Source organism: Phycisphaerales bacterium AB-hyl4, assembly GCA_041821185.1.
Lineage (GTDB): Bacteria > Planctomycetota > Phycisphaerae > Phycisphaerales > Phycisphaeraceae > Natronomicrosphaera > Natronomicrosphaera hydrolytica.
This window is the reverse complement of record JBGUBD010000001.1, coordinates 283,671-303,434: the sequence shown is the minus strand read 5'-3', so window position 1 is coordinate 303,434 and position 19,764 is coordinate 283,671. Positions and strand designations below refer to the sequence as shown.

Below are 19,764 nucleotides of genomic sequence, written 5' to 3'. Positions count from 1 at the left end.
CTTTGGGAGTAAGAAGCCATGCGATTCGGAACGCGAGAACTGGTGTTTGTACTCGTGCTGCTGGCCATGCCGGTGGCAGCGTATTTCTTTGTCTTTCAGCCACGCCAGATGCAGTTGGACGAAGCGCACGAAGAGATCGTCGCGAAGCAGTCCAAGCTCAAGCAGCTTGAGGCCGCGACCGTGAGCATCGCCGATCTGGGCGAAGAGATCGACAAGCTCGGCGAAGCCATCACGCTCTTCGAGCAGAAACTGCCCGCCCAGCGCGAGGTTGAAGTAATCCTCAAAGAAGTGTGGGAGTTGGCCACCGCCCGCGACCTCACGCCGCGCAGCGTTCGCACGGAGCGCATCGTGCCCACCGCCCACTACGCCGAGCTGCCGATCAAAATGGTCATCGTCGGCGACTTCGACGGGTTCTACAGCTTCCTGCTGGATCTGGAGAAGCTGCCGCGAATTACACGAACACCCGAAATGAAGCTTCGCAAAGTGCGCAACGAGGAGGGAAAGATGCAGGCAGACGTGACGCTTAGCATCTTCTTCGACAGCAAGGATTCGCCCGGCGAGTCGCGCCCGTCGGCAGGAGGACGCCGGTCATGACAGGGATGCCCCCCAACGACAATCTCAATAACGCCCCGAAAAGCGCCACGCCCGAGCAGGAGCCGCAATCGCTGTCGCTGCTTGGCGGCGTAGCCAAGATGGACGACCTCACCGAGGCCGAGCGCCTCGAAATGGAAGGCGGCCAGGGCGGTTCCAAACTGTTCGGTCAGGGCGCGATTCTCATCGCGCTCGTTGTCTTGACCGCCGGCGGTGTGCTCTATGGCATGCGAGTGGCGCAGGGCGAGCTCAGCGGCGGCGCAGACCAACAGGTCGAGGCCCGCGTCGAAGCGGCGCTCGCCCGCCTGACGCAGCCGCAGACCATGCGCGACGACGACCCACTCGCGCAGCAGAACCTGCGCGCGCTGTTCGACGACACGGACACGATCGTCGCGATGTTCGCCACCGATCGCACCGCCAGCCAGGTGCCCGTCGCCTATGTGCAGAAGAACCCCTTCCGCACGAACTTGCCTGAAGTGCAGGTTGTTGAAAAGCCGGCCGACACCGGCCCAAGCGATGCGGAACGCCGTGCACGCCGACGCGCTCAACTCGAACGCGAGATACAGGGCATGCGCCTTCAGTCGGTTATGCGCGGTCGGACGCCGATCGCCATCGTCAATAACGAGTTTCTCCGTGAAGGTCAGACCATCGGCAGCTTTGAAGTCGAGTCGATCTCGGCGGACAAACTGACCGTTGTGCTCGTACACGAAGACGAACGCTTCACCTTGAGTATGCAGGACTGACCGCGTTTGCCTTCGAGCAACAGCGAACAACCCTACAAAAGAAATCCGGGTAGCCATGCCTGACGATCCCGCGAACAACGTGTCGAACATGATGGACCGCTTCGCTCCCGAGTCCGGGCCGGCGCAGGCGTCGTCGTTGAGCGACTTGTGGACACCGGACGACGAGCCGGCGGCCGCGTCGGTCGCGCATGACATGGGGCAGGCGTTGCTCGACGCCGGTGTGATTACGCCGGCGCAGCTGACCAACATCCGAGCGGTGGCCAAGAAATCGCCCGGCCGCAGCCTCGCCGAAATCGCGATGGACCTCGGCGCCGACGAAGCCAGGGTGCAGGCCATCATCGCCGGCTTCGCCGGCATGCCCTTTGAGGAAATCGACCCCGCCACGGTCGACGCCATCAGGCAGATCAACAAACTCGGCCTGGAGTTTTGCCAGGCCAACGGTGTGCTGCCGCTGCGCGTCGCAGGCGCTCGCGTCGTGCTCGGCGTCACGCATCCGGACAACCTGCTCGTCATCGACGAGGTCCGTCACAAGCTCGGCCAGTCGGTCAAGCCCGTGGTCGTTACCGCCGGGCAGATCGCCGCGTTCATTGAATCACGCAAGGAAGAAGAGTCCGACGAAGAAGTCGAAGTTGACGACATCATCGGCGACATGGCCGAGGACGAAGTCGAAGTTGTCGAAACTGAAGAAGAAGACCTCGACCTGGAAAAGATGGCAGGCGAATCGCCCGTCATCCGCCTGGTCAACTACCTGATCTTCAACGCGGTCAAAGAAGGCGCGAGCGACATTCACATCGAACCGCAGGAAAAACGCCTGCAGGTGCGCTACCGCATCGACGGCGTGCTGTTCGACACGATGAGCCCGCCGCATCACATGCACGCCGCGATCATCTCGCGTTTGAAGATCATGGCGAACCTCGATATCTCCGAGCGACGCTTGCCGCAGGACGGCCGCATCCGCGCGGTCGTGCACGGCCGAAAGCTCGACCTGCGACTGTCGACCCTGCCCACCGCCGCGGGCGAAAAGGCAGTGCTTCGTATTCTCGATACGCGATCGATCCAAGTGCCCCTCGACGAACTGGGCATGGGCGAAGACGCGTTGCTTATGTGGAAGCGGCAGATCGATCAGCCGCACGGCATCCTCCTCGTCACCGGCCCGACCGGTTCGGGTAAGACGACCACGCTTTACGCGTCGCTCGCGCAGATGGACAAACGAAAGCTCAACATCTCCACCGTTGAAGACCCGGTGGAGTATCACTTGAACGGCATCAACCAGACGCAGACGCACGAACGCATCGGCATGAGCTTCTCCGCTGCGCTGCGAGCCCTGCTGCGACAAGACCCGGACGTGATCATGGTCGGTGAGATTCGCGACAGCGAAACCGCCCGCATCGCGATCCAGGCGTCGCTCACCGGCCACCTCGTGCTCTCCACGCTGCACACCAACGACGCGCCAAGCTCCGTCACGCGACTGATCAACATCGGCGTCGAGCCGTACCTCATCGGCGCTGCGGTCAACGGTGCGATGGCGCAGCGGCTCGTGCGAAAGATATGTACAAACTGCGCGAAGCAGGTTCCGCCGGACGACGTGACAGCGAACCATCTCGCGATGCATGGCATCGCGCTCGATGAGGTCATGCAGGGCGAAGGTTGCGACAAATGCCGCAACACCGGCTACGCCGGCCGACTCGGCTTGTATGAGTTGCTGTTACTTGACGACACGTTGCGCGACCGTATCGCGGGCAATCCAAACGTGACCGAGTTTCGCCGAACATGCGTTGAACGCGGTATGGTGACGCTGCGTGAGGACGGCTTCCGCAAGGTCGCCGCGGGCCAGACCACGGTCGAAGAAGTGCTTCGCGTCACTGAAAGCACGATCTGACGTAGGTATACAAATGTAAAACTGCAAAGCCCAGGCATGGCCATGCCTGGGCTTTATCTTGCGCGTACTTCAATATCAAATAAAAACGACCTCGAAGCAGAGATTGGCGTCGATTTTTGATCGCCGCACAACCTCGCACTTCGAGGCCGATATTTCCCCTGCGCCCCGTTCCAGGCGGCCGTTTGACCGCGATGCCTTATACGTCGGCCGATAACGCTTCGAACTTAAGGGCCGATCAACGTACTTCTTCCAACTCGATCTTCATTGATAGAAAATCCATCAGATCCTTCAACGACACGATCCCCACAAGTCGATCACCTTCGAGCACGATCAGTCGTGAGCGTTGCGTCTGCGACATGGCGGTGAGCGCGTCGAGCGGGTCTTTGTCGAGCTGGATCGTGTTCGTGTCATCGCAAGGCTCGTACACGTCGGACACACGCGTTTGCTCCCACTTTTCGCGTGGCAGCGCTTTGATCTGATTGATGGTGATGCAGCCGACGACGCGGTCGCCGTCTTCCACGACGGGGAACATCTTGTAGTTGTAGCGATAGAGAAAGTCATCGACGACGCGATCGATCGGCACGTCGACGTTCAGCGTGACCGGGTTCTGCTTCATGAAGCGTTCGAGTGTTTCACCTTCGAGCGCCCGCCTTGCGAGCAATCGCTGGTAAGACATCTGCGCTGCGGCGCGGAGGAACATGCCGATGAGGAACCACCAGACGGCGCCGAGGATGTCGCCCATGATCAGCCGAAGCACCGCCAGGATCATCAGCGCGATGCCGAAGCCTGAGCCGATCTGCGACGTTACGCGGGTGGCCTTGTTGAGTTGGCCCGACCATGCCCAGATGATCGAGCGGAGCACGCGTCCGCCGTCGAGCGGGAAGGCGGGGATCATGTTGAACACGACGAGCACGATGTTGATGATCGCCAGGTAGCCGATGACGGAAGTAAACGGCACGCCGAGTCCCACGAAGTGGCCCGCGCCCCACAAGACCGCCGCTGTGCACCCGACGGCCACGCTGACGATCGGCCCGGCGATGGCGACCCAGAACTCCGCCTTCGCGCTCGGCGGTTCCTGTGTCATCTCCGCCACGCCGCCGAAGATGAACAGCGTGATGCCTTTCATCGGAACGCCGAACCACTCGGCCACCTTCGCGTGGCCAAGCTCGTGCAGCACGACCGACACGAAAAGACCGATCGCGCCCGCAAACCCCATCGCCCACCGCAACGTCGGCTCGTCAGCCAGCTCGGGATACCACTGCTCGGCGCCGAACAACCCCTCCGCCAGCGACCACGTGATGAGCACCACGATGATGAACCAGCTCAGGTCGACGTAAATGGGAAAGCCGAACAGGTTGAGTATGTGAAACCGGGGTCCGAACATGCAGATGACACTCCTTCTTCTTCAGCAACTTTAGCGCAGCCGATATCGCAAGCCAAGCATCGTGACGAAACGAGCACGCCTCTGATCAGATGTGCATTCGGCGAGTGTAGACCAGCCACTCCACCATGAGAAACGCCAGCGCCGCCCAGACAAACCAAGGCCACACTTCGCGTCGCGTCGTCGCATCGCGGCCTTGCGTTGTGGCGGTGCGCGTGCCGACCTGCAACTGCTCGGCCGGGCGAAGGTCGCTTTCCCGCGCGTCGAGCAGATTCACAGCAAGGCGATCGAACGGCGGCTCGACGTCGCTATCCGTCGTGCGATACACCCCCACACGTTCAAACGGCGACAACACCATCTCACGCCCCGACCGTCGCCCGCTCAACGGCACGGGGCCGGTGTAGCTCACCGTCGCCGCGTCGCCCGCGTAAGGCAGCGCCGCCGCCTCCCCCGCGCGATACATCACCCCCGCCTCGTCCGCCAGCGAGCCGAGCCCCAGCGTCTGCATCACATTCGAGATGAACACCGGAAAGCTCACATACAACGGCCAGTTGGTCTGCAACGTGTCGAACGCCGTCACCACATGCTGCACACCTTCATGTCGAAGCGTCGCGATCACCGGCCCGCCTTCGCCCATCGCCAGCATGTCCGCGTCCATCGGCAGCATCAACCGCCCCGGCCGCGACATCGCCACATCATCGAGCACCACATGCCGCATGATCGGATGGTCCCGTTGCCAGTCGAGCACGACCTGCGTGGCCCGCTCATCTTCGCGCGCTGCTCGCAGCGCCAGGTCCTCAATCGGCGGCACGGCCGCGAAGTAAAGGCTGTTCACCGCCGGCCGTTGCTCCGGCGCATACGCATCAAAGATGATCACGTCGAACCCGTCTTCATCCCCGACGCTCTGGCCGACGTCGCTCCAGCCGCCTCGGCGAAGGCGCTCGGGGTCTTGCGCCGCGTAGCGGTTCGGGGTCATCGCCACCATGCGACGCACGCCGATGCTGCGCACCACGCGTTCGAGAAACGTGTTGCCCTCCGTCACCAGCAACACGCGCAACCGCCGCGGCGGAGCGAGCACGATGCTTGCCCGGTCGTCCCCGGCGAGCATGTCGTTGTGATCGTGACCCACCTGCACCAGTGCTTCGTCCGCGAGGTTGAACTCAAACTGCACCGATCGCATGCCCGGCCCATCCGCGCCGGCGGGCGGAAGCTCGACCCGCTGTGCACGATGCACTCGGCCGTCGATGCGCAACTCCACATTCGGCGACAGCGCTGCCGCGCCGTAGTTCGCCAGCCTTGCAAACACCTGCACCCGCTCCGGCTGTTCGAAGTCCCGCCGCGCGGAAAAGGCGATCACCGCCACGTTGTCCACCGCCTCCGTCCCCATCGGCACGTACACCAACGCCGCGCCCGGCAGCGACATCGGCTCGCCCGGCTCTTCATGCACTCGGCCGTCGCTGATCACATACACCAGCACGTCTTCCGCATCGGTCGCGGCGGCCCGCTGCGCGTAAGGCTCAACCAGTTGCAGCGCGGGCCCGAGTCGACTTCGCTGATCGGTCGGCTGGATGCTGCGCACCGCGGCCCGCAGGCGAGCGAGGTCCGTCGTGGTGTTCTGCACGACGCGAGCGCGCTCGCCGAAGGCGATCACCATCGCTTCGCTCGCGCCGCCGGTGAGCGTGCCCGAGCCGAGGTCGTCGATGATGTTCAGCGCTGCGGCCTTCGCGTCGTCGAGGCGGGTGGGCGAGCCGTCAGTCGCGTTCATCGAAGCGGACTGGTCGATGATGAGAATCACCTGCTGGCCCGGCGGGGCGGCGGTGAGCAGGGTGGGCCTGGCCATCGCCACCAATAGCGCCGCGAGCAGCAGCAGTTGCAACAGCAGCAGCAGGTTCCGCCGCAGCTTCTGAAACGGCGCGTTCACCTGCATGTCCTGGATGGCCTTCCGCCACAGCAGCGTCGAAGGCACGGCCAGCTCGCGCCGGCGCAGTTTAAGGAAGTACAACGCCACCAACGCCGGCACGGCAAGTGCGGCGGCGACCATCGCGGTGATCGGAGAGAGAAAACCCATAAGCTCGGCTGCCCCATTGTAGCCGGGCGTGGGCGTGATTGATGAGTTCTTATTGCTTATTGCTGATCGGGGGCATCGTCGGCGCGGTCGGCCATCACCACCACCCCGGCCGTTCGCGTGCAGGCTGATTCAGGGCTTGGTTGGGGCGGCAATCAGATAACGACAGATTCGGATTCGATGGCCGAGTCTTCGTCGGCTTCTTGCGGACCGTCCAGATCCGTGCGGAGGCGGACGTGGAAGGTCGCGCCTTCGCCGGGCATGCTCTGGAAGGAAATGTTGCCGCCGTGCGATCGGGCGATGTCCCGGCAGATGGTCAGGCCCAGACCCGCGCCGCTGTTGTCCTCGCGGCCGTGGTGCAGGGCGAAAGCGATTCCCAATAGCTTCGCGCGATCGGGGTGGATGCCGTTGCCACTGTCCTGTACGGAGAGGTGGACACAGGGGTGGTGTTCCGCGTCGTATTCCGTGCGGACGCAGAGGCGGATGCTGCCGTCCTGGGTGTGGCGGGCGGCGTTGCTCAGCAGGTTGATCAGCAGGCGTCGCAGGCTGGAGAAGTCGCCGCGCATGGTCAGGCCAGCCGCCTCGATCTCGGTTTCGAGCGTGACGCGCGTGGGGTTCACCAACGGCTGAATGACCGAGGTGGCGCTCTGGCACAGCTCGGCGAGCGAGACGGTGTCCCACTGGCTGCTTACGCCGGCCTGCTTCAGTCGGGCGGCTTCGAGCATGTTATTCGCCATCTCCGTCATGCGAAGCGTCTCGTCGTGGATCGCCCGCAGCAGCTGCTCCTGCTGGCCGAGGTCGACGTTGGTTTCGGTCATGAGCAGTTCGGCGACGGCTCGCAGGCTCGCCAGCGGCGTTCGCATCTCGTGCCCGATCACACCAAGGTCATGCTCCATGGATCGGCGGGTTTCGACAAGCTGTCGGCGTTCGCGTTCGAGCTGCTCGGCTCGCTTGCGCTCGTGGATGTCGGTGACGAAACCCTCCAGCGCTTCAAGCTCGCCTTCCTCGTTGAAGACCGGAATGCCCTGCTCGCAGACCCAGCGTATGGTCCCGTCGGCGCGGGGCAGACGGTACTCGAGGCGAAACGGCGCTTTCAGCGCCACCGCGCGGTCGACATGTTGCCTGACGCGCAACATGTCATCGGGATGTAGCAATTCGATGAGCGACCGCTGGCCGTTGCGAAAGGTTTCGGCTTCGTAGCCGGTGAGTTCCTTGGCCCCTTCGCTGACAATGATGGGTGTGTAGGCCCCGTCGTTGAGGCAGCGGTAGGCCATGCCCGGCAGATTGCCCAGCAGCGTTTTCAGTACACGCCGCGACCGGGCAAGCTCCTGCTGGGATTGCGTCAGGCGTGCCAGACGGGTGTACGCCATGAACAGCAGCAGCCCGGCAGAGATCAGCACGAAGCACATGCCCTTGAACGTCTGCAACTGTTTGACAAGCACCGGATCATCCGTGATCTGGTCGACCACCCAGTCGGAGGCGATAATCCACGTCGTCGCGACAACGAGATACACCCCCGCCAACCGAAGCGCCGGTCGCCAGGCCTCCGCCCACAGCGTGCGGGGTGGGTCGTTATCGCTCCAGTCGTACGTGGCCAAGAAAGCCCCCTCATATCACCAGTTACTGAGATGCCTGATCACTCAAAAGACATCGCTTTGGGAACAATGGCGGGGCAAAACCGTATTTACACTGCCGAGCGATGCGGACAGTCGACAAGTTGCCCACTCTGGCTTCTTTATCGGCATTTACTGATAGGCGTATAAAGCTTTTCCCGAGGGGGTTTCCCCTGAGATGAAATAGTTTTCTTGCGCAGCTGTGAAATAATCCCGCCAAGCGGTAAAACCACGCATCGCAGAACGACCTCGCGGGTGCGAAGGCCGTGAGCAGCCATCGCACCCGCGAACGGGGCGATCGATCGCCTGATCATTCTCAAAACCGACTCAGCGGCTCTTCTTTCGGCGCTTCTTCGCGGCGTCGGCGGGGCCGGTCTTGCGATCCCGGGCCTCGGCGGCGCGACGCTGCTTCCGCGTCATGTTTCGCTTACGGGCCTCGTCACCTCCGCCCGCCTGCTCCGCCGCGTCGCGGTCCGCCTGCTGGTCCGCCGAGCCGGCGCCCGCCGCGGCCGCCGCCGCACCCGCACCCACCGGCTGCTGCGCCGCCGTCCGCTGCACCGTTGATCCGGCCTCCTCGTGGCGGGCCTGCTGCTGGTTGCCATAGGCGCTTTTCAGCTGCACGTTGGGCGTGAGCTTCGCTCGGAAAATCAGCTCCGTCACGCGGTCGCGCACGTTGCTCTGCATCTGCCCGTACAGTCGGCTGCCCTCGCGCTTGTACTCGATGCGCGGGTCCTGCTGCGCGTAACCGCGCAGGCCGACCGAGTCCTTGAGCTGGTCCATCGCGTAGAGGTGGTCCTTCCAGACCATGTCCAGAATCTGAAGCAGCACGAACCGTTCGAGTTGCGTCAGCTCCTGCCGAAGCACTTCGCGTCCGCGACGGGCGATGAACGCAGCGCGGTCGCTTTCCTTCGCCAGTTCATCCTTATCCACCTTCACGCCGAAGCGTTCCTGCATCCATGCCGCGAGGCCGTCGACGTCGTCGCCGTACTGCGTCGCCTTCTGCTTCGCCTGCTCATCGAGCTTGTCACCTTCAAGCCACTGCTCAGCGGCCTCGGTGAGCTTGGCATGAATCTCCTTGCCGTTCATGCCCACGACCGTCTCGGGTGTCCAGTCGAGTTGGAACCGCTGCTTCGCGAACCCGATCAGTTGGCCGATCGCCCAGTTCTGATCCTGCTGCGCGCCCTGGAACACCAGGTCCATGATGAACTCAACCGGGTACGTGATCTCGCGCCGCTGGTAGGCCTGCTTCGCCTGCTCGAAAATCTTTTCGCCGGCTTCGTCGGCATCCCACTCGGCGAGCTCTTCCGGGTTCAGCTCAATGCCGAACTTGTTTCGTGCCCAGCTTGCAAGCTCCTTCTGGCCGTACAACTTGTCGATGTACTTGCTCAGGCCGGAGAGGTCTTTCTTTTCGATCTGCTCGATCGCCGCGGCCACAAGCAAATGCTGCACCTGCTTGGGATTCATCTCCCGCACCTGGTTCTGCTTCAGGTCGACGTTGAATCGGCTCATCGCCCACTGCTGCAAGCCGCGCAGGTCCCAGTCGTCTGGCGGAATGTCGTCGGACATGTATTCACCCAGCGACAACTCCACCACCTGCTCCACATCCGACCGCGCCGACTTGCGCACCGCTTCCGCGATCTCGTCCAGATCTTCCAACGCCGGCAGTTTGCCCGGATCGATGCTCACGTCCAGATTCGACCGACACCACTCGGCCGCCTGCGATTTCACATAGTCGGCCGCGAGATACGTCTCCACCGCATCGTCGATCGAGTCGGCGATGTATTCAAAGATCAACTCCGACACATGCTTGCCTTCGAGCACGTCCTGCCGAATGCCGTAAAAGCCGTTGCGCTGGTGCTCCATCACCTCGTCGTAGTCGAGCAGTTGCTTGCGGATCTGGTAGTTGCGTTCTTCGACCTTGCGCTGGGCGCGCTCGACGCTTTTCGTGACCCACTTGTGCTCGATGGCGTCGCCTTCCTTCATGCCCAGCTTGGAAAGCGCGGTCAGCGTCGCCTTGCCCGCGAACATCTTCATCAGGTCGTCTTCGAGGCTGATGAAGAATCGGCTGGAGCCGTTGTCGCCCTGTCGACCCGCTCGGCCGCGAAGCTGATTGTCGATGCGGCGAGACTCGTGCCGCTCCGTGCCGACGATGTGCAGGCCGCCCATCTCTTCCGTGTGCGTGTAAATGCGCAGGCGATGCCGCTGATAGTCCGGCAGCGTGTCGAGGGTTGCGAGGCATTGCTCCATGTCCATGCGCAACGCCTTGTCGTGCTCGATCCACGCGTCCTGCTCGCACCAGTGTTGAAGCAGCTTGAGCTTGAGGTCGTCGTCGCTCATCGCCTCGGCGTCGCCTTTTTTCAGGCCAAGCGTATGCTGGGCCTGATGGCGATAGCTCTGGGCGATCAGCTCGTCGTCGCTCATCTCGGCGGTGGCTTTGGCGGGCAGCAGGTTGCGCTGCTGCCAGTGGCGGACGAGGTCTTCGCGCTTGATGGGGCGGAGCTTGATGTCCGTGCCGCGGCCGGCCATGTTGGTCGCGATCATCACCATGCCCAGTTCGCCGGCGTGCTCAACGATGCTCGCTTCGCGTTCGTGCTGCTTGGCGTTGAGCACTTCGTGTTTCACGCCATGCTTCTTGGTGAGCATCTGCGAGAGCATCTCACTCTTCTCAACGCTGGTCGTGCCCACGAGCACAGGCCTGCCGAGGTCGTGCACGCGCTTGATCTCATCGAGGATCGAGTTCCACTTATCCTTCGCGGAGAGGAAGATCAGGTCGTTGCGGTCGCTGCGCACGACGGCCACGTTGGTGGGGATGCAGACGACGTCGAGCTTGTAGATTTCGTTGAACTCGGTCGCCTCGGTGATGGCGGTACCGGTCATGCCCGCGAGTCGCTTGTAGAGCTTGAAGAAGTTCTGCAGCGTGACGGTGGCGAGCGTCTGCGTCTCCTGCTTGATCTTGACGTTTTCTTTCGACTCGACCGCCTGGTGCAGGCCGTCGGACCACTGCCGACCGACCATCAGTCGGCCGGTGTTTTCGTCAACGATGATCACCTCGCCGTCGCGGACGACGTAGTCCTTGTCACGCTTATAGACGGCGTGGGCCCGCAGCGCATTTTCAAGCAGGTGCGGGAAGTCCATGTTGTTGCCGACGTAGAACGAGCCGATGCCCGCCTGCTTCTGCGCTTCGGCGACGCCTTCGTGCGTCAGGTGCGCCGCCTTCTTGTCCAGCTCGACTTCGTAATACTGGATGAACTGGTCGCGCTGGTCTTCGAGTTGGGGCAGCTCTTGTTCAAGCTGCTTCATCTGCTCGCGCAGCTCGTTGGAGCGGGCCTTGTCGCGGGCGTTGCGGATGTCGCCTTCCATGCCTTTGAGCTTGCGCTCGGCGGCTTCGACCTTGGCGTTGGCGGCGTCCCAGTCACGCTGCTTGACCATGAGGTGTTTGGCGATGTCGTCGGCGAGCTTGTAGCGGGGCGCGTCGTTCTTCGCCGGGCCGGAGATGATCAGCGGTGTGCGGGCCTCGTCGATGAGGATGGAGTCGACCTCGTCGACGATGCAGAAGTCGCGTCGCTTTTGCACCTGCTCGGCGGCGGAGAGCTTCATGTTGTCGCGAAGGTAGTCGAAGCCGAACTCGCTGTTCGTGCCGTAGAGCACGTCGCATTGGTAGGCCTGGGCCTTGAGCTGCGGCGGCTGCATGTGGTAGGGGTGGATCGCGCCGACGGTCAGGTCCAGCCACTGGTAGAAGGGGAAGACCCAGTCGCGGTCGCGTTGGACGAGGTAGTCGTTGACGGTGATGACGTGGCATTGCAGGCCGTCGATCGCCGCGGCATAGCAGGCGAGCGGGCCGACGATGGTCTTGCCTTCGCCGGTCTTCATTTCGGCGATCTTGCCTTCATAAAGCACCATGCCGCCGATCAGCTGCACGTCGAACGGGCGGGCGCGGAAGGGGGGCTTGCTCTTGGGGTAGATCTCACGGACGGCGCTGTAGATCTCGTTGGGGATTTCGACCTGCATCCAGCCGGGCAGAGCGCCGGCTTCGCCCTCGCCGCCGAGCACGGGCTTGGGTTCGAGCTGGTCGGCCTCGGCCTTGATGCGGTCGTAGGTCTTGCGGATGTCGGCGGGCAGTTGCGACGCGTCGAACTCGGCGTGGGGGTTGAAGATGTTGCGGATGCCCACCGCCCGGTCCATCGCTTCGCGGGCGACCGCCATGACTTCCGGGAGCATGTCGCGGACGCGCTCGCCTTTCTCGCGACGTTCGCGGAACGCGCTGGTCTTCGCCTTGAGCTCAGCGTCGGTGAGCTGACTGACGCTGGCTTCCTGTTCGTTGATCAACTCGACGCGTCGGCGGTAGGCCTTGATGAGCCGCTGGTTGCGTGAGCCGAAAATCTTGGTGAGGGTCTTGCTGAATGTCTGGATAACCATGGTGATGCCGATCTGTTGGACGGTGTATGGGTTTGGTGAGGCGCTCGCGCGGCCGAGCGGTGCAACGGCCGGGGCGCGGGAACCCACGGATTCGCTTCGCTACATCCGTGGGCTTTATGGGTGAGTATGGGGTTTAGTCAGGCGCGGATCGGAATGATCAGCGGGGCGGGGGGAGATTGAGCAAATGCGACCGCGCGAGCACGCCGGGGCCGAGCGGGTCGGCGTCGGCGGTGAGGCGGTGGGTCGGCTGGTCGAGCGGAGCGTCGACGATGCGACGCGGCGCGAGGGTGAGGTTCAGGCGATGAGCTTGCTGCTCGGCGAGGCGCTGCTTGCGCGTGTCGCTGAGGCAGGCGAGCAATGAGGCGAGCGCGTCGCGCTGCTCGGCAGTGAATGAGCCCACCCGCTCGGCCCGCACGCGCTGCGAGGACGCACTGACATCTACCGCGGCGCCAAGGCATACAGCCATGGAAAGCGCCACGAGCAGGGCAGGTGCGGAGGTTGGCCCCTTTCGCTTGATGCTCACAAGGGAATTATCGACCAGAATCGGCGGTTGGGCAAGCGGCGAGTCGTATTCCGTTGCGAGATTTGCGTTTGAAGGCAGGCAACCCCATTTAGCTGCGGTGCTTGCACCGCGCTCCCACGGGCGCTCATGACGCGGGCCTCGCGGTGCAAGCACCGCGGCTAAATGAGGGGTTGACGCTCGCCAAGGGCGGTTTTTGGGGGTAGGATGCTCGATTCGCGAAAGGAGACCGAACTTTGACCTCACCCACGGCTCAGACGGCGGGCCAGGCCGACGCCGCCAGTGTGACGGAATTGTGCAACGACCTTGCCAAGCGGGCCGGTGCTGCCAGCCGAGCGCTTGCGGGCGTGTCGGGCGAGCAGCGCAACGCGGCGCTGCACGCCATCGCCGAGGCGATCGCGTCGGCGGGCGATGCGCTCAAGCAGGCCAACGAGAAAGACCTCGCGGCCGGGCGTGAGGCGGGGCTCGCGGCGGCGATGCTGGATCGCCTGACACTGACCGACGCTCGGATCGCGGGCATGGCGGACGCGGTACGGCAGATCGCGGCGCAGGCCGACCCGCTCGGGCGGGTGATGGAAGGGCGGGTGCTGCCGAACGGGATTCGGCTGCAGAAGGTGCGCGTGCCGATCGGGGTGGTGCTGATCATCTTCGAGAGTCGGCCGAACGTGACTTGTGACGCGGCGGCGCTCTGCCTCAAGAGCGGTAACGCCGTGATCCTGCGCGGCGGCAAGGAGGCGAAGCACTCCAACGCCGCGATCGCAAACTGCGTACGGGCGGGCATGGAGAAGGCGGGCTTGCCTGCGGGGGCGAGCGATGCTGTGCAGCTCGTGCCCACAACAGACCGTGCCGCGGTGAGCGAACTGCTGAAGATGGAAGGGCGGATCGACGTGTGCATCCCACGCGGCGGCGAGTCGCTGATCCGCGCGGTGGTTGAGCAGGCCCACATCCCGGTGATCAAGCATTACACCGGCAACTGTCACCTTTACATTGACGCGGCGTGCGATGAGGCGATGGCGGTGGAGATTGCGGTCAACGCCAAGACGCAGCGGCCGGGCGTTTGCAATGCGACCGAGACGATCATCGTGCATCGCGAGGCCGCCGACCGCGGCGTGCTCAAGCAGGTGTGCGAAGCGCTCGCAGGCAAGGGCGTGGAAGTGCGCGGCGACGCACGAACGTGTTGCTACTACACCGAGGCGAAGACCGCTGAGGAAGCCGACTGGTCCGCGGAATACCTCGACCTGGTCGTCGCGGTGCGTGTGGTCGACGGCATCGAATGCGCGATTGACCACATCAACCGCTACGGCAGCAAGCACACCGACGCGATCGTGACGACGCAGGTCGCCGCGGCCGACCGGTTCGTGCAGGCGGTCGACTCGGCGAACGTATTCGTCAACTGCTCGACGCGTTTCAGCGACGGTGGACAGTACGGGCTCGGTGCGGAAATCGGCATCAGCACCGACAAACTGCACGCCCGCGGGCCGATGGGCGCCGACGATCTGACGACCTACAAGTGGGTCGCGTACGGCAACGGGCAGGTGCGCAGCTAAGAGCGCGGCCCGACACCCACGCGGATGAAACGGAAACGATGACACAACAAGGCAACATCGAACTGGTCTGCTTCGACCTCGGGCGGGTGTTGATCCGCATCGTGGACGACTGGTCGGATGCGTGCGAGCGGGCGGGCGTGCCGATCGATGAGGCCTGGCAGGCCGAGGCGACGCGCCGTCAACTGGCGGAGCTTGGCCAGCAGCATGAGACCGGGGCGCTGGCGTGCGAGCAATACTTCGAGCGCAGCGCGGCCGTGGCGGGGCTGACGTCGGCGGACGTGCGGCAGGTCAGCACGGCGTGGCTGTGCGAGCCATTTGCCGGGCTGGAGGCATTGCTCGATGCGCTCGCGGCGGCGCGGGTGCGGACGGCCTGCCTCTCGAATACGAACGCGCATCACTGGGCGATGATGTACGGCCGGCCGGGCCCTTGCCGACTGCCGCTGGATCGACTGGACTACCGCTTTGCCAGCCATCTGCTGGGAGTGGCGAAGCCGAGCCCGGCGATCTATGAGCATGTAGAGCAGGCGACGAGCATCGCGGCGGAGCGCATTTTGTTTTTCGATGACCTGCCTGCGAACGTCGCGGCCGCGGCCGAGCGGGGCTGGCAGGCGGTGCAGGTGACAGACCGTGACGACCCGCTTGCGCAGGTTTCGATGGAACTGGAACGCCGTGGCGTGTTGCGTCGTACCTGATATCCAGGCCAAACGTGCCCGGCCGCGAAAGATACTGGAGACGATGTGACATCAGATCATCCCGAGCGTGGTCGGCCGGTGAAGGGCGTGTGGGTGTTGCTTGCGCTGTTCGGCGGCGCACTGCTGCTCGTGCCCCTCGCAACATGGGCCACCCTGCGCTGGGTCGAGTCAGGGCTGATCGAAACGCCCCGACTGAACTGGAACGATCGCGAACGCTGGCGGAACACACCCGTGCGATGGACGACCGTCGAGCGGCAAGGCCTGGCTGTGTCGGCCAACCGCGGGCCCTGGCGTGAGCTGGATTTCAACTTGAGCAGTCACGAGGAGGCAGTGCTTCGACAGTGCATCGTGCTCGCTCGCATGGCGGAAGACGATCTCGAAGCGTTCACCCAGCCGGGTATGGGCAGCATGTTGCAGCAGCTTGCCCGGCAGGCGCCGCAGAGCTTTTACCCGTCATACCTGCTGGGCACTTGGCATCGGCTGCGCGGCGAAAGCGAGCCGGCCAACGCCGCGTACCGCGCGTCGTTCGAGCGGGCGCATGGTGTGGTGAAGCAGCGTTATGTCACAACGGACAATCAGCCGTTGGCGGGGCAGGTCGTCGGCACGTTCGAGCTTAGCCACGCGCGCAGTGACGGGCAGCGGCTGGATGATACGTTGGTGCTCGTGTACCCGGCATTGGAAACCGACAGGCGCGGGTTTGTTTACCTGCCGGTGTATGACACGCTGTACCGCATTTCGCGTCCGCCTCAGCCGACGGACTACCACGTGCGTTATGACGCGGAGACGTGGTTCGATTTCCCCGATCGTGTGGGCACGCTTCGGCCGGCGGTCGTTCGGCCGAGCGGGCAGTGACGTTCGCACGACCCACCATTTCACACTTACAACATTTAGCCGCGGTGCTTGCACCGCGCTTTCGGTCCATCGGTCCAAAGAGCGCGGTGCAAGCACCGCGGCTAAATGGGGCGCGAAACCGCAACCGCGTTGTCATCTCAGATCGCGATTGACCTTCTCGCACGTCACACGCGCTCACGCGGCGGGGTTTCGCCTGGACTGGTGAGGCGTGAAGATGCGGACGGCATTACGCCCGGCGTCTTTCGCCGCGTAAACGCCCTTGTCGGCGGCCTTGATCAACTGCTCGACGTTGTTGAAGAAGCTGCCGTCGTGTGTCGCCACGCCGATGCTCGCGGTGATCTGCAGTTGTTCGCCTTCGTCGGCCTTTATCGGCTCGTTGGCGATATCAAGGCGAAGCTGTTCCGCGAGGCGGGCGGCGGTACGGCGGTCGGTTTCGGGGAGCACGACGGCAAACTCTTCGCCACCGTAGCGGGCGACCATCGCCGCGTCGGGCAGCGTGTTTTGCAGCAGGCCGGCGAGTTGGACGAGCACATGATCGCCAGTCTGGTGGCCGTACGTATCGTTGAACTTTTTAAAGTGGTCCGTGTCGAGGAACAGCAGGCTCACCGGCCCGGCCCCGTGGGTGGTGCGCTCAAACTGCTCTTTGATGAAAACGTTGAATCGTCCGCGATTCGCCGCGCCGGTGAGCGAATCGGTCCAGGCCTGCTCCGCGAGTTCGCGGTTTTCTTTCTGCAACTGCGACGTCTTCTGCTGCGTCTGCAAGCTGATTTGCAGCAGCGCTTCGTTGGCGCGGGCGAGAATGTCGTCAGGGTTCGCCAGCGGGCCCGTGGGCAGGTCGAAGAGGCGGCGCATCTCGTTGGTCTGGGTATGCACGGTGCGCAGCAGCGGCTCGGCCTGCTCGTCGGTGAGGTCGAACCATTGCTCCGCATCGAGGTAATACTGCTCCATCGCCTCGCCGGGGTTGCTCGTGATGAACACGTCAGCCGCGCGCGAGCCCAGCGAGACGCAGCGGATCAGCTTGTGTAACGCTTCATCCTCGTTGACCACGTCGGGGTTTTCGTGGTTGCCGATGGCGGTGCAAAGCAGCGGCGGCAAATGCCACTTGCGCGCCAGCGCTTCGCCGACCTGGGCGTGGTCGAGGTCGAAGGCTTCGTGTTCGAGCGGGGCGAGTTGCTGGTGTTCGTCGCCGACTTCGATCAGCAGGCGGGTGTACTCTTCGCCGAGCACCTGGTTCATCGCGAACATGCCCAGATTCTGGAGCAGGCCGGCGATGAAGGTTTCTTCCTGTTGCGGCAGCGACACTTCACCGGCGAGCACGCGAGCGGCAGTGGCGCTGTACAGGCTCCGCTTCCAGAAGCCCATGTGGTCGAAGCCTTCGCCGCCGGAGTGTTTAAGATTGTTGGCGAGGCTGAACCCGAGCGTCAGCGTCTTGACGCTGTTCAGGCCCAGTACGACAAGCGCGTGGCTGATGGTGCTGATCGCGTGCGTCTGGCCGTAGAAGCTGGAGTTGACGGTTTTGAGGATGCGGGTCGCCAGCGCGGGGTCGTGCTGGATGGTTTGAGCGATCTGCTTGACGTTGACGTCCTGTTGCTGAACCAGCTCGATCACCTCCAGCGCGATAGCCGGGAGGCTTGGCAGGCGGGGCGATTCGAGCAAACGTTCCATCAACTCTTGATTCATCGGCCGGCGACCTTAGCTGTACGGAGATCAGACGGCGATACGAAAGACCGTGGATTCCGCGAAACCTAAGTTTTAGTATGTGAGACGACAGTGTTATCGGCCGACCCCCCAAGGCCTGCCGTTGACCCAGAGATCGTCATTTTCATCGAGCGACTTGATAGGGAGGATTGCTAAAACGTCTGCCTTTTATGAAGGCCGACGCTGGCGATACGATAAACGCCGATCGTCGAAAATTTCATCGCGCACTGCGTCTTATTTGCTATCGGCGGACAGTCATGGCTTCTTGACGTGTCAGCCGCGCGCCGGTCTGCGCTTCCAACAGCGAAACATGCACCGTCAACTCGGTCGTGCCCGTCGGCAGCGTCTCGGGCAGGGGCAGTTCCAGCGTGTAATGGATGCCCGTGAAGTTATGTCGCCACGCCGCGTCCAGTTCGGCCGGCTCGTAAACACGCATGGCGATGATCTGGGATTCGCCCTCGTCGGTCAGATGAATCGCGCGGACGGTGGCTCGGCCGGCGACGGGCAGGATGCGGCCGTGCTGGTCCTGCGTCTGAAGGTAGATGCGGATGACGTCGTGACGATCGTCACCGTCGAGGTCTACCGGCCCGGAGATACGGCTGAACGAAAGGCGGGCGACTTGCGGCGGGTCGACGCCTTCGATCGCCGGCGCGTCCTGCGCTGTCGAGATCCGTTCGCGCAGGCCCTGCACCTGGTCGTCGCGCGCGTCGACCTGCTCTTGCAACTGCCGATTCTGCCGTCGGAGGCTGAGGTTTTCAGCTCGCAGGCGGTCGTTTTCCTGGCCGACCGTGCGTTCGCCGCCGACCGTGATCTGGCAGCCCGTCGTTGACGGCAGCATAACGGCCAAGGCCAGCAGCAGCGGGCCGAACCACCACGCCGACCGGCAAGCCGGTCGTGTGAATGGATGAGGCCTGCATGCGCGAGTTTGGCGCGTCATTCGCTGTCGTCGTTCTGGTCTTCGTCGTTGCGTTGGCCGTAGCTCTCGGGAATGTGCGTGAGCACGGAGTCGGCCACGCCGTAGTCCACGGCTTCCTGTGCGTCGAGCCACTTGTCGCGTTCGCAGTCGCGTGCGATCGTGTCGTGGTCCTGCCCGGTGTGGTCGACCATGATTTTATAGAGTCGCTCGCGGGTGCGGACCATTTCCTTGGCCTGGATGGACAAGTCGGTGGCGGGCCCCTGCATGACGCCGGAGATCAGCGGCTGGTGTAGCAGGATGCGGCCGTTGGGCAGCATGAACCGCTTATCCTTCGCCCCGGCCATCATCAGCAGCGAGCCCATCGAGGCGGCGACGCCGATGCAGTAGGTCGCCACTTTCGGGCGGATGAACTGCATCGTGTCGTAGATGCCCAGACCGGCCGTGACCGACCCGCCGGGGCTGTTGATGTAAAAGTGAATGTCCGAGTCCGGGTCCTCGTTGGAGAGGAACAGGAGCTGGGCGATCACCAGGTTGGCGGTATCGTCCGTGACGGGTCCGCCGAGGAAGATAATCCGGTCGCGCAGCAGTCGGGAGTAGATGTCGTACGCCCGCTCCCCGCGGCCGGATTTTTCAATGACGATGGGTACCAGCGATGCCATGCGGCTGTTTCCCTTGGGCAAAAGTCGTTTCAATGTGTCGAGCCGAATTGTAGCGACCATCGGGGGGCGACGCTACGCGTCGGCAACGCAGGTTTCTGGTTTCTCGTTTATGGTCTCTCGTTCCGGACAACCCGAAACCCGAAACGAGAAACCAGAAACCACCTTCCCTTGCCAGTTATCATCCCCCTCCGA

General features: G+C 63.4%; 14 protein-coding genes. 6 read left to right on the top strand and 8 right to left on the bottom strand.

What is annotated here, in order from left to right; genetic code table 11:
* Positions 1–18 precede the first annotated feature (18 nt).
* Genes ACERK3_01235 through ACERK3_01225 form a run of 3 tightly spaced genes read left to right on the top strand, consistent with a single transcriptional unit; the run spans position 19 to position 3,213 of the window.
* The gene (locus ACERK3_01235) at positions 19–594 is read left to right on the top strand and encodes a type 4a pilus biogenesis protein PilO (GenBank protein ID MFA9476906.1); all 576 of its coding nucleotides are present in this window, start codon (positions 19–21) and stop codon (positions 592–594) included.
* Positions 591–1,334 (top strand): hypothetical protein, encoded by a 744-nt coding sequence (locus ACERK3_01230; GenBank protein MFA9476905.1) that lies wholly within the window; start codon positions 591–593, stop codon positions 1,332–1,334. The genes ACERK3_01235 and ACERK3_01230 overlap by 4 nt, the downstream gene beginning before the upstream one ends.
* 55 nt (positions 1,335–1,389) lie before the next feature.
* A complete protein-coding gene (locus ACERK3_01225) occupies positions 1,390–3,213 on the top strand; it encodes a GspE/PulE family protein (GenBank protein ID MFA9476904.1) in 1,824 nt (607 codons plus the stop codon).
* Positions 3,214–3,448: 235 nt separating this feature from the next.
* Here ACERK3_01225 and ACERK3_01220 read toward each other — a convergent pair whose 3' ends face one another.
* From ACERK3_01220 to ACERK3_01200, 5 genes are all read right to left on the bottom strand, one after another.
* Entirely contained in the window at positions 3,449–4,597 is a 1,149-nt protein-coding gene (locus ACERK3_01220) for a site-2 protease family protein (GenBank protein MFA9476903.1), read from the bottom strand.
* 85 nt (positions 4,598–4,682) lie between these two features.
* Complete coding sequence (locus ACERK3_01215; protein MFA9476902.1) at positions 4,683–6,662, bottom strand: VWA domain-containing protein; 1,980 nt, start codon at positions 6,660–6,662, stop codon at positions 4,683–4,685.
* Positions 6,663–6,814: 152 nt separating this feature from the next.
* Positions 6,815–8,257: an ATP-binding protein gene (locus tag ACERK3_01210; GenBank protein ID MFA9476901.1), complete on the bottom strand. Its 1,443-nt coding sequence runs from the start codon at positions 8,255–8,257 to the stop codon at positions 6,815–6,817.
* A 342-nt stretch (positions 8,258–8,599) separates the two neighbouring features.
* Positions 8,600–12,688, bottom strand: a complete 4,089-nt coding sequence (gene secA / locus ACERK3_01205) for a preprotein translocase subunit SecA (protein MFA9476900.1) — start codon at positions 12,686–12,688, stop codon at positions 8,600–8,602.
* A gap of 157 nt (positions 12,689–12,845) precedes the next feature.
* Positions 12,846–13,154 carry a hypothetical protein gene (locus tag ACERK3_01200; GenBank protein ID MFA9476899.1) on the bottom strand — a complete coding sequence of 103 codons (309 nt, stop codon included), beginning with the start codon at positions 13,152–13,154 and terminating at the stop codon, positions 12,846–12,848.
* A gap of 290 nt (positions 13,155–13,444) precedes the next feature.
* Between ACERK3_01200 and ACERK3_01195 the strand changes: the two genes are divergently transcribed.
* The 3 genes from ACERK3_01195 to ACERK3_01185 are packed head-to-tail and all read left to right on the top strand — an operon-like array spanning position 13,445 to position 16,299.
* A complete protein-coding gene (locus tag ACERK3_01195; GenBank protein ID MFA9476898.1) occupies positions 13,445–14,755 on the top strand; it encodes a glutamate-5-semialdehyde dehydrogenase in 1,311 nt (436 codons plus the stop codon).
* 38 nt (positions 14,756–14,793) lie between these two features.
* On the top strand, positions 14,794–15,447 hold the full coding sequence (locus ACERK3_01190; protein ID MFA9476897.1) for an HAD-IA family hydrolase: 654 nt from the start codon (positions 14,794–14,796) through the stop codon (positions 15,445–15,447).
* 45 nt (positions 15,448–15,492) lie between these two features.
* Positions 15,493–16,299 carry a hypothetical protein gene (locus ACERK3_01185; GenBank protein MFA9476896.1) on the top strand — a complete coding sequence of 269 codons (807 nt, stop codon included), beginning with the start codon at positions 15,493–15,495 and terminating at the stop codon, positions 16,297–16,299.
* A 174-nt stretch (positions 16,300–16,473) separates the two neighbouring features.
* Here ACERK3_01185 and ACERK3_01180 read toward each other — a convergent pair whose 3' ends face one another.
* The 3 genes from ACERK3_01180 to ACERK3_01170 all read right to left on the bottom strand — a co-directional run bounded on the left by ACERK3_01180 (position 16,474) and on the right by ACERK3_01170 (position 19,572).
* A complete protein-coding gene (locus ACERK3_01180; GenBank protein ID MFA9476895.1) occupies positions 16,474–17,964 on the bottom strand; it encodes an HDOD domain-containing protein in 1,491 nt (496 codons plus the stop codon).
* Between the two features lie 274 nt (positions 17,965–18,238).
* Complete coding sequence (locus tag ACERK3_01175) at positions 18,239–18,835, bottom strand: hypothetical protein (protein MFA9476894.1); 597 nt, start codon at positions 18,833–18,835, stop codon at positions 18,239–18,241.
* Between the two features lie 95 nt (positions 18,836–18,930).
* Positions 18,931–19,572: an ATP-dependent Clp protease proteolytic subunit gene (locus tag ACERK3_01170; GenBank protein MFA9476893.1), complete on the bottom strand. Its 642-nt coding sequence runs from the start codon at positions 19,570–19,572 to the stop codon at positions 18,931–18,933.
* Positions 19,573–19,764: the final 192 nt, after the last annotated feature.

What these genes read in the sequence shown, in the direction of transcription:
- ACERK3_01200 (MFA9476899.1), bottom strand. Translation starts at nt 13,154, where the DNA reads ATGGCTGTATGCCTTGGCGCCGCGGTAGATGTCAGTGCGTCCTCGCAG.
- secA (MFA9476900.1), bottom strand. Translation starts at nt 12,688, where the DNA reads ATGGTTATCCAGACATTCAGCAAGACCCTCACCAAGATTTTCGGCTCA.
- ACERK3_01215 (MFA9476902.1), bottom strand. Translation starts at nt 6,662, where the DNA reads ATGGGTTTTCTCTCTCCGATCACCGCGATGGTCGCCGCCGCACTTGCC.
- ACERK3_01180 (MFA9476895.1), bottom strand. Translation starts at nt 17,964, where the DNA reads ATGGAACGTTTGCTCGAATCGCCCCGCCTGCCAAGCCTCCCGGCTATC.
- ACERK3_01220 (MFA9476903.1), bottom strand. Translation starts at nt 4,597, where the DNA reads ATGTTCGGACCCCGGTTTCACATACTCAACCTGTTCGGCTTTCCCATT.
- ACERK3_01190 (MFA9476897.1), top strand. Translation starts at nt 14,794, where the DNA reads ATGACACAACAAGGCAACATCGAACTGGTCTGCTTCGACCTCGGGCGG.
- ACERK3_01225 (MFA9476904.1), top strand. Translation starts at nt 1,390, where the DNA reads ATGCCTGACGATCCCGCGAACAACGTGTCGAACATGATGGACCGCTTC.
- ACERK3_01170 (MFA9476893.1), bottom strand. Translation starts at nt 19,572, where the DNA reads ATGGCATCGCTGGTACCCATCGTCATTGAAAAATCCGGCCGCGGGGAG.
- ACERK3_01235 (MFA9476906.1), top strand. Translation starts at nt 19, where the DNA reads ATGCGATTCGGAACGCGAGAACTGGTGTTTGTACTCGTGCTGCTGGCC.
- ACERK3_01230 (MFA9476905.1), top strand. Translation starts at nt 591, where the DNA reads ATGACAGGGATGCCCCCCAACGACAATCTCAATAACGCCCCGAAAAGC.
- ACERK3_01175 (MFA9476894.1), bottom strand. Translation starts at nt 18,835, where the DNA reads ATGCTGCCGTCAACGACGGGCTGCCAGATCACGGTCGGCGGCGAACGC.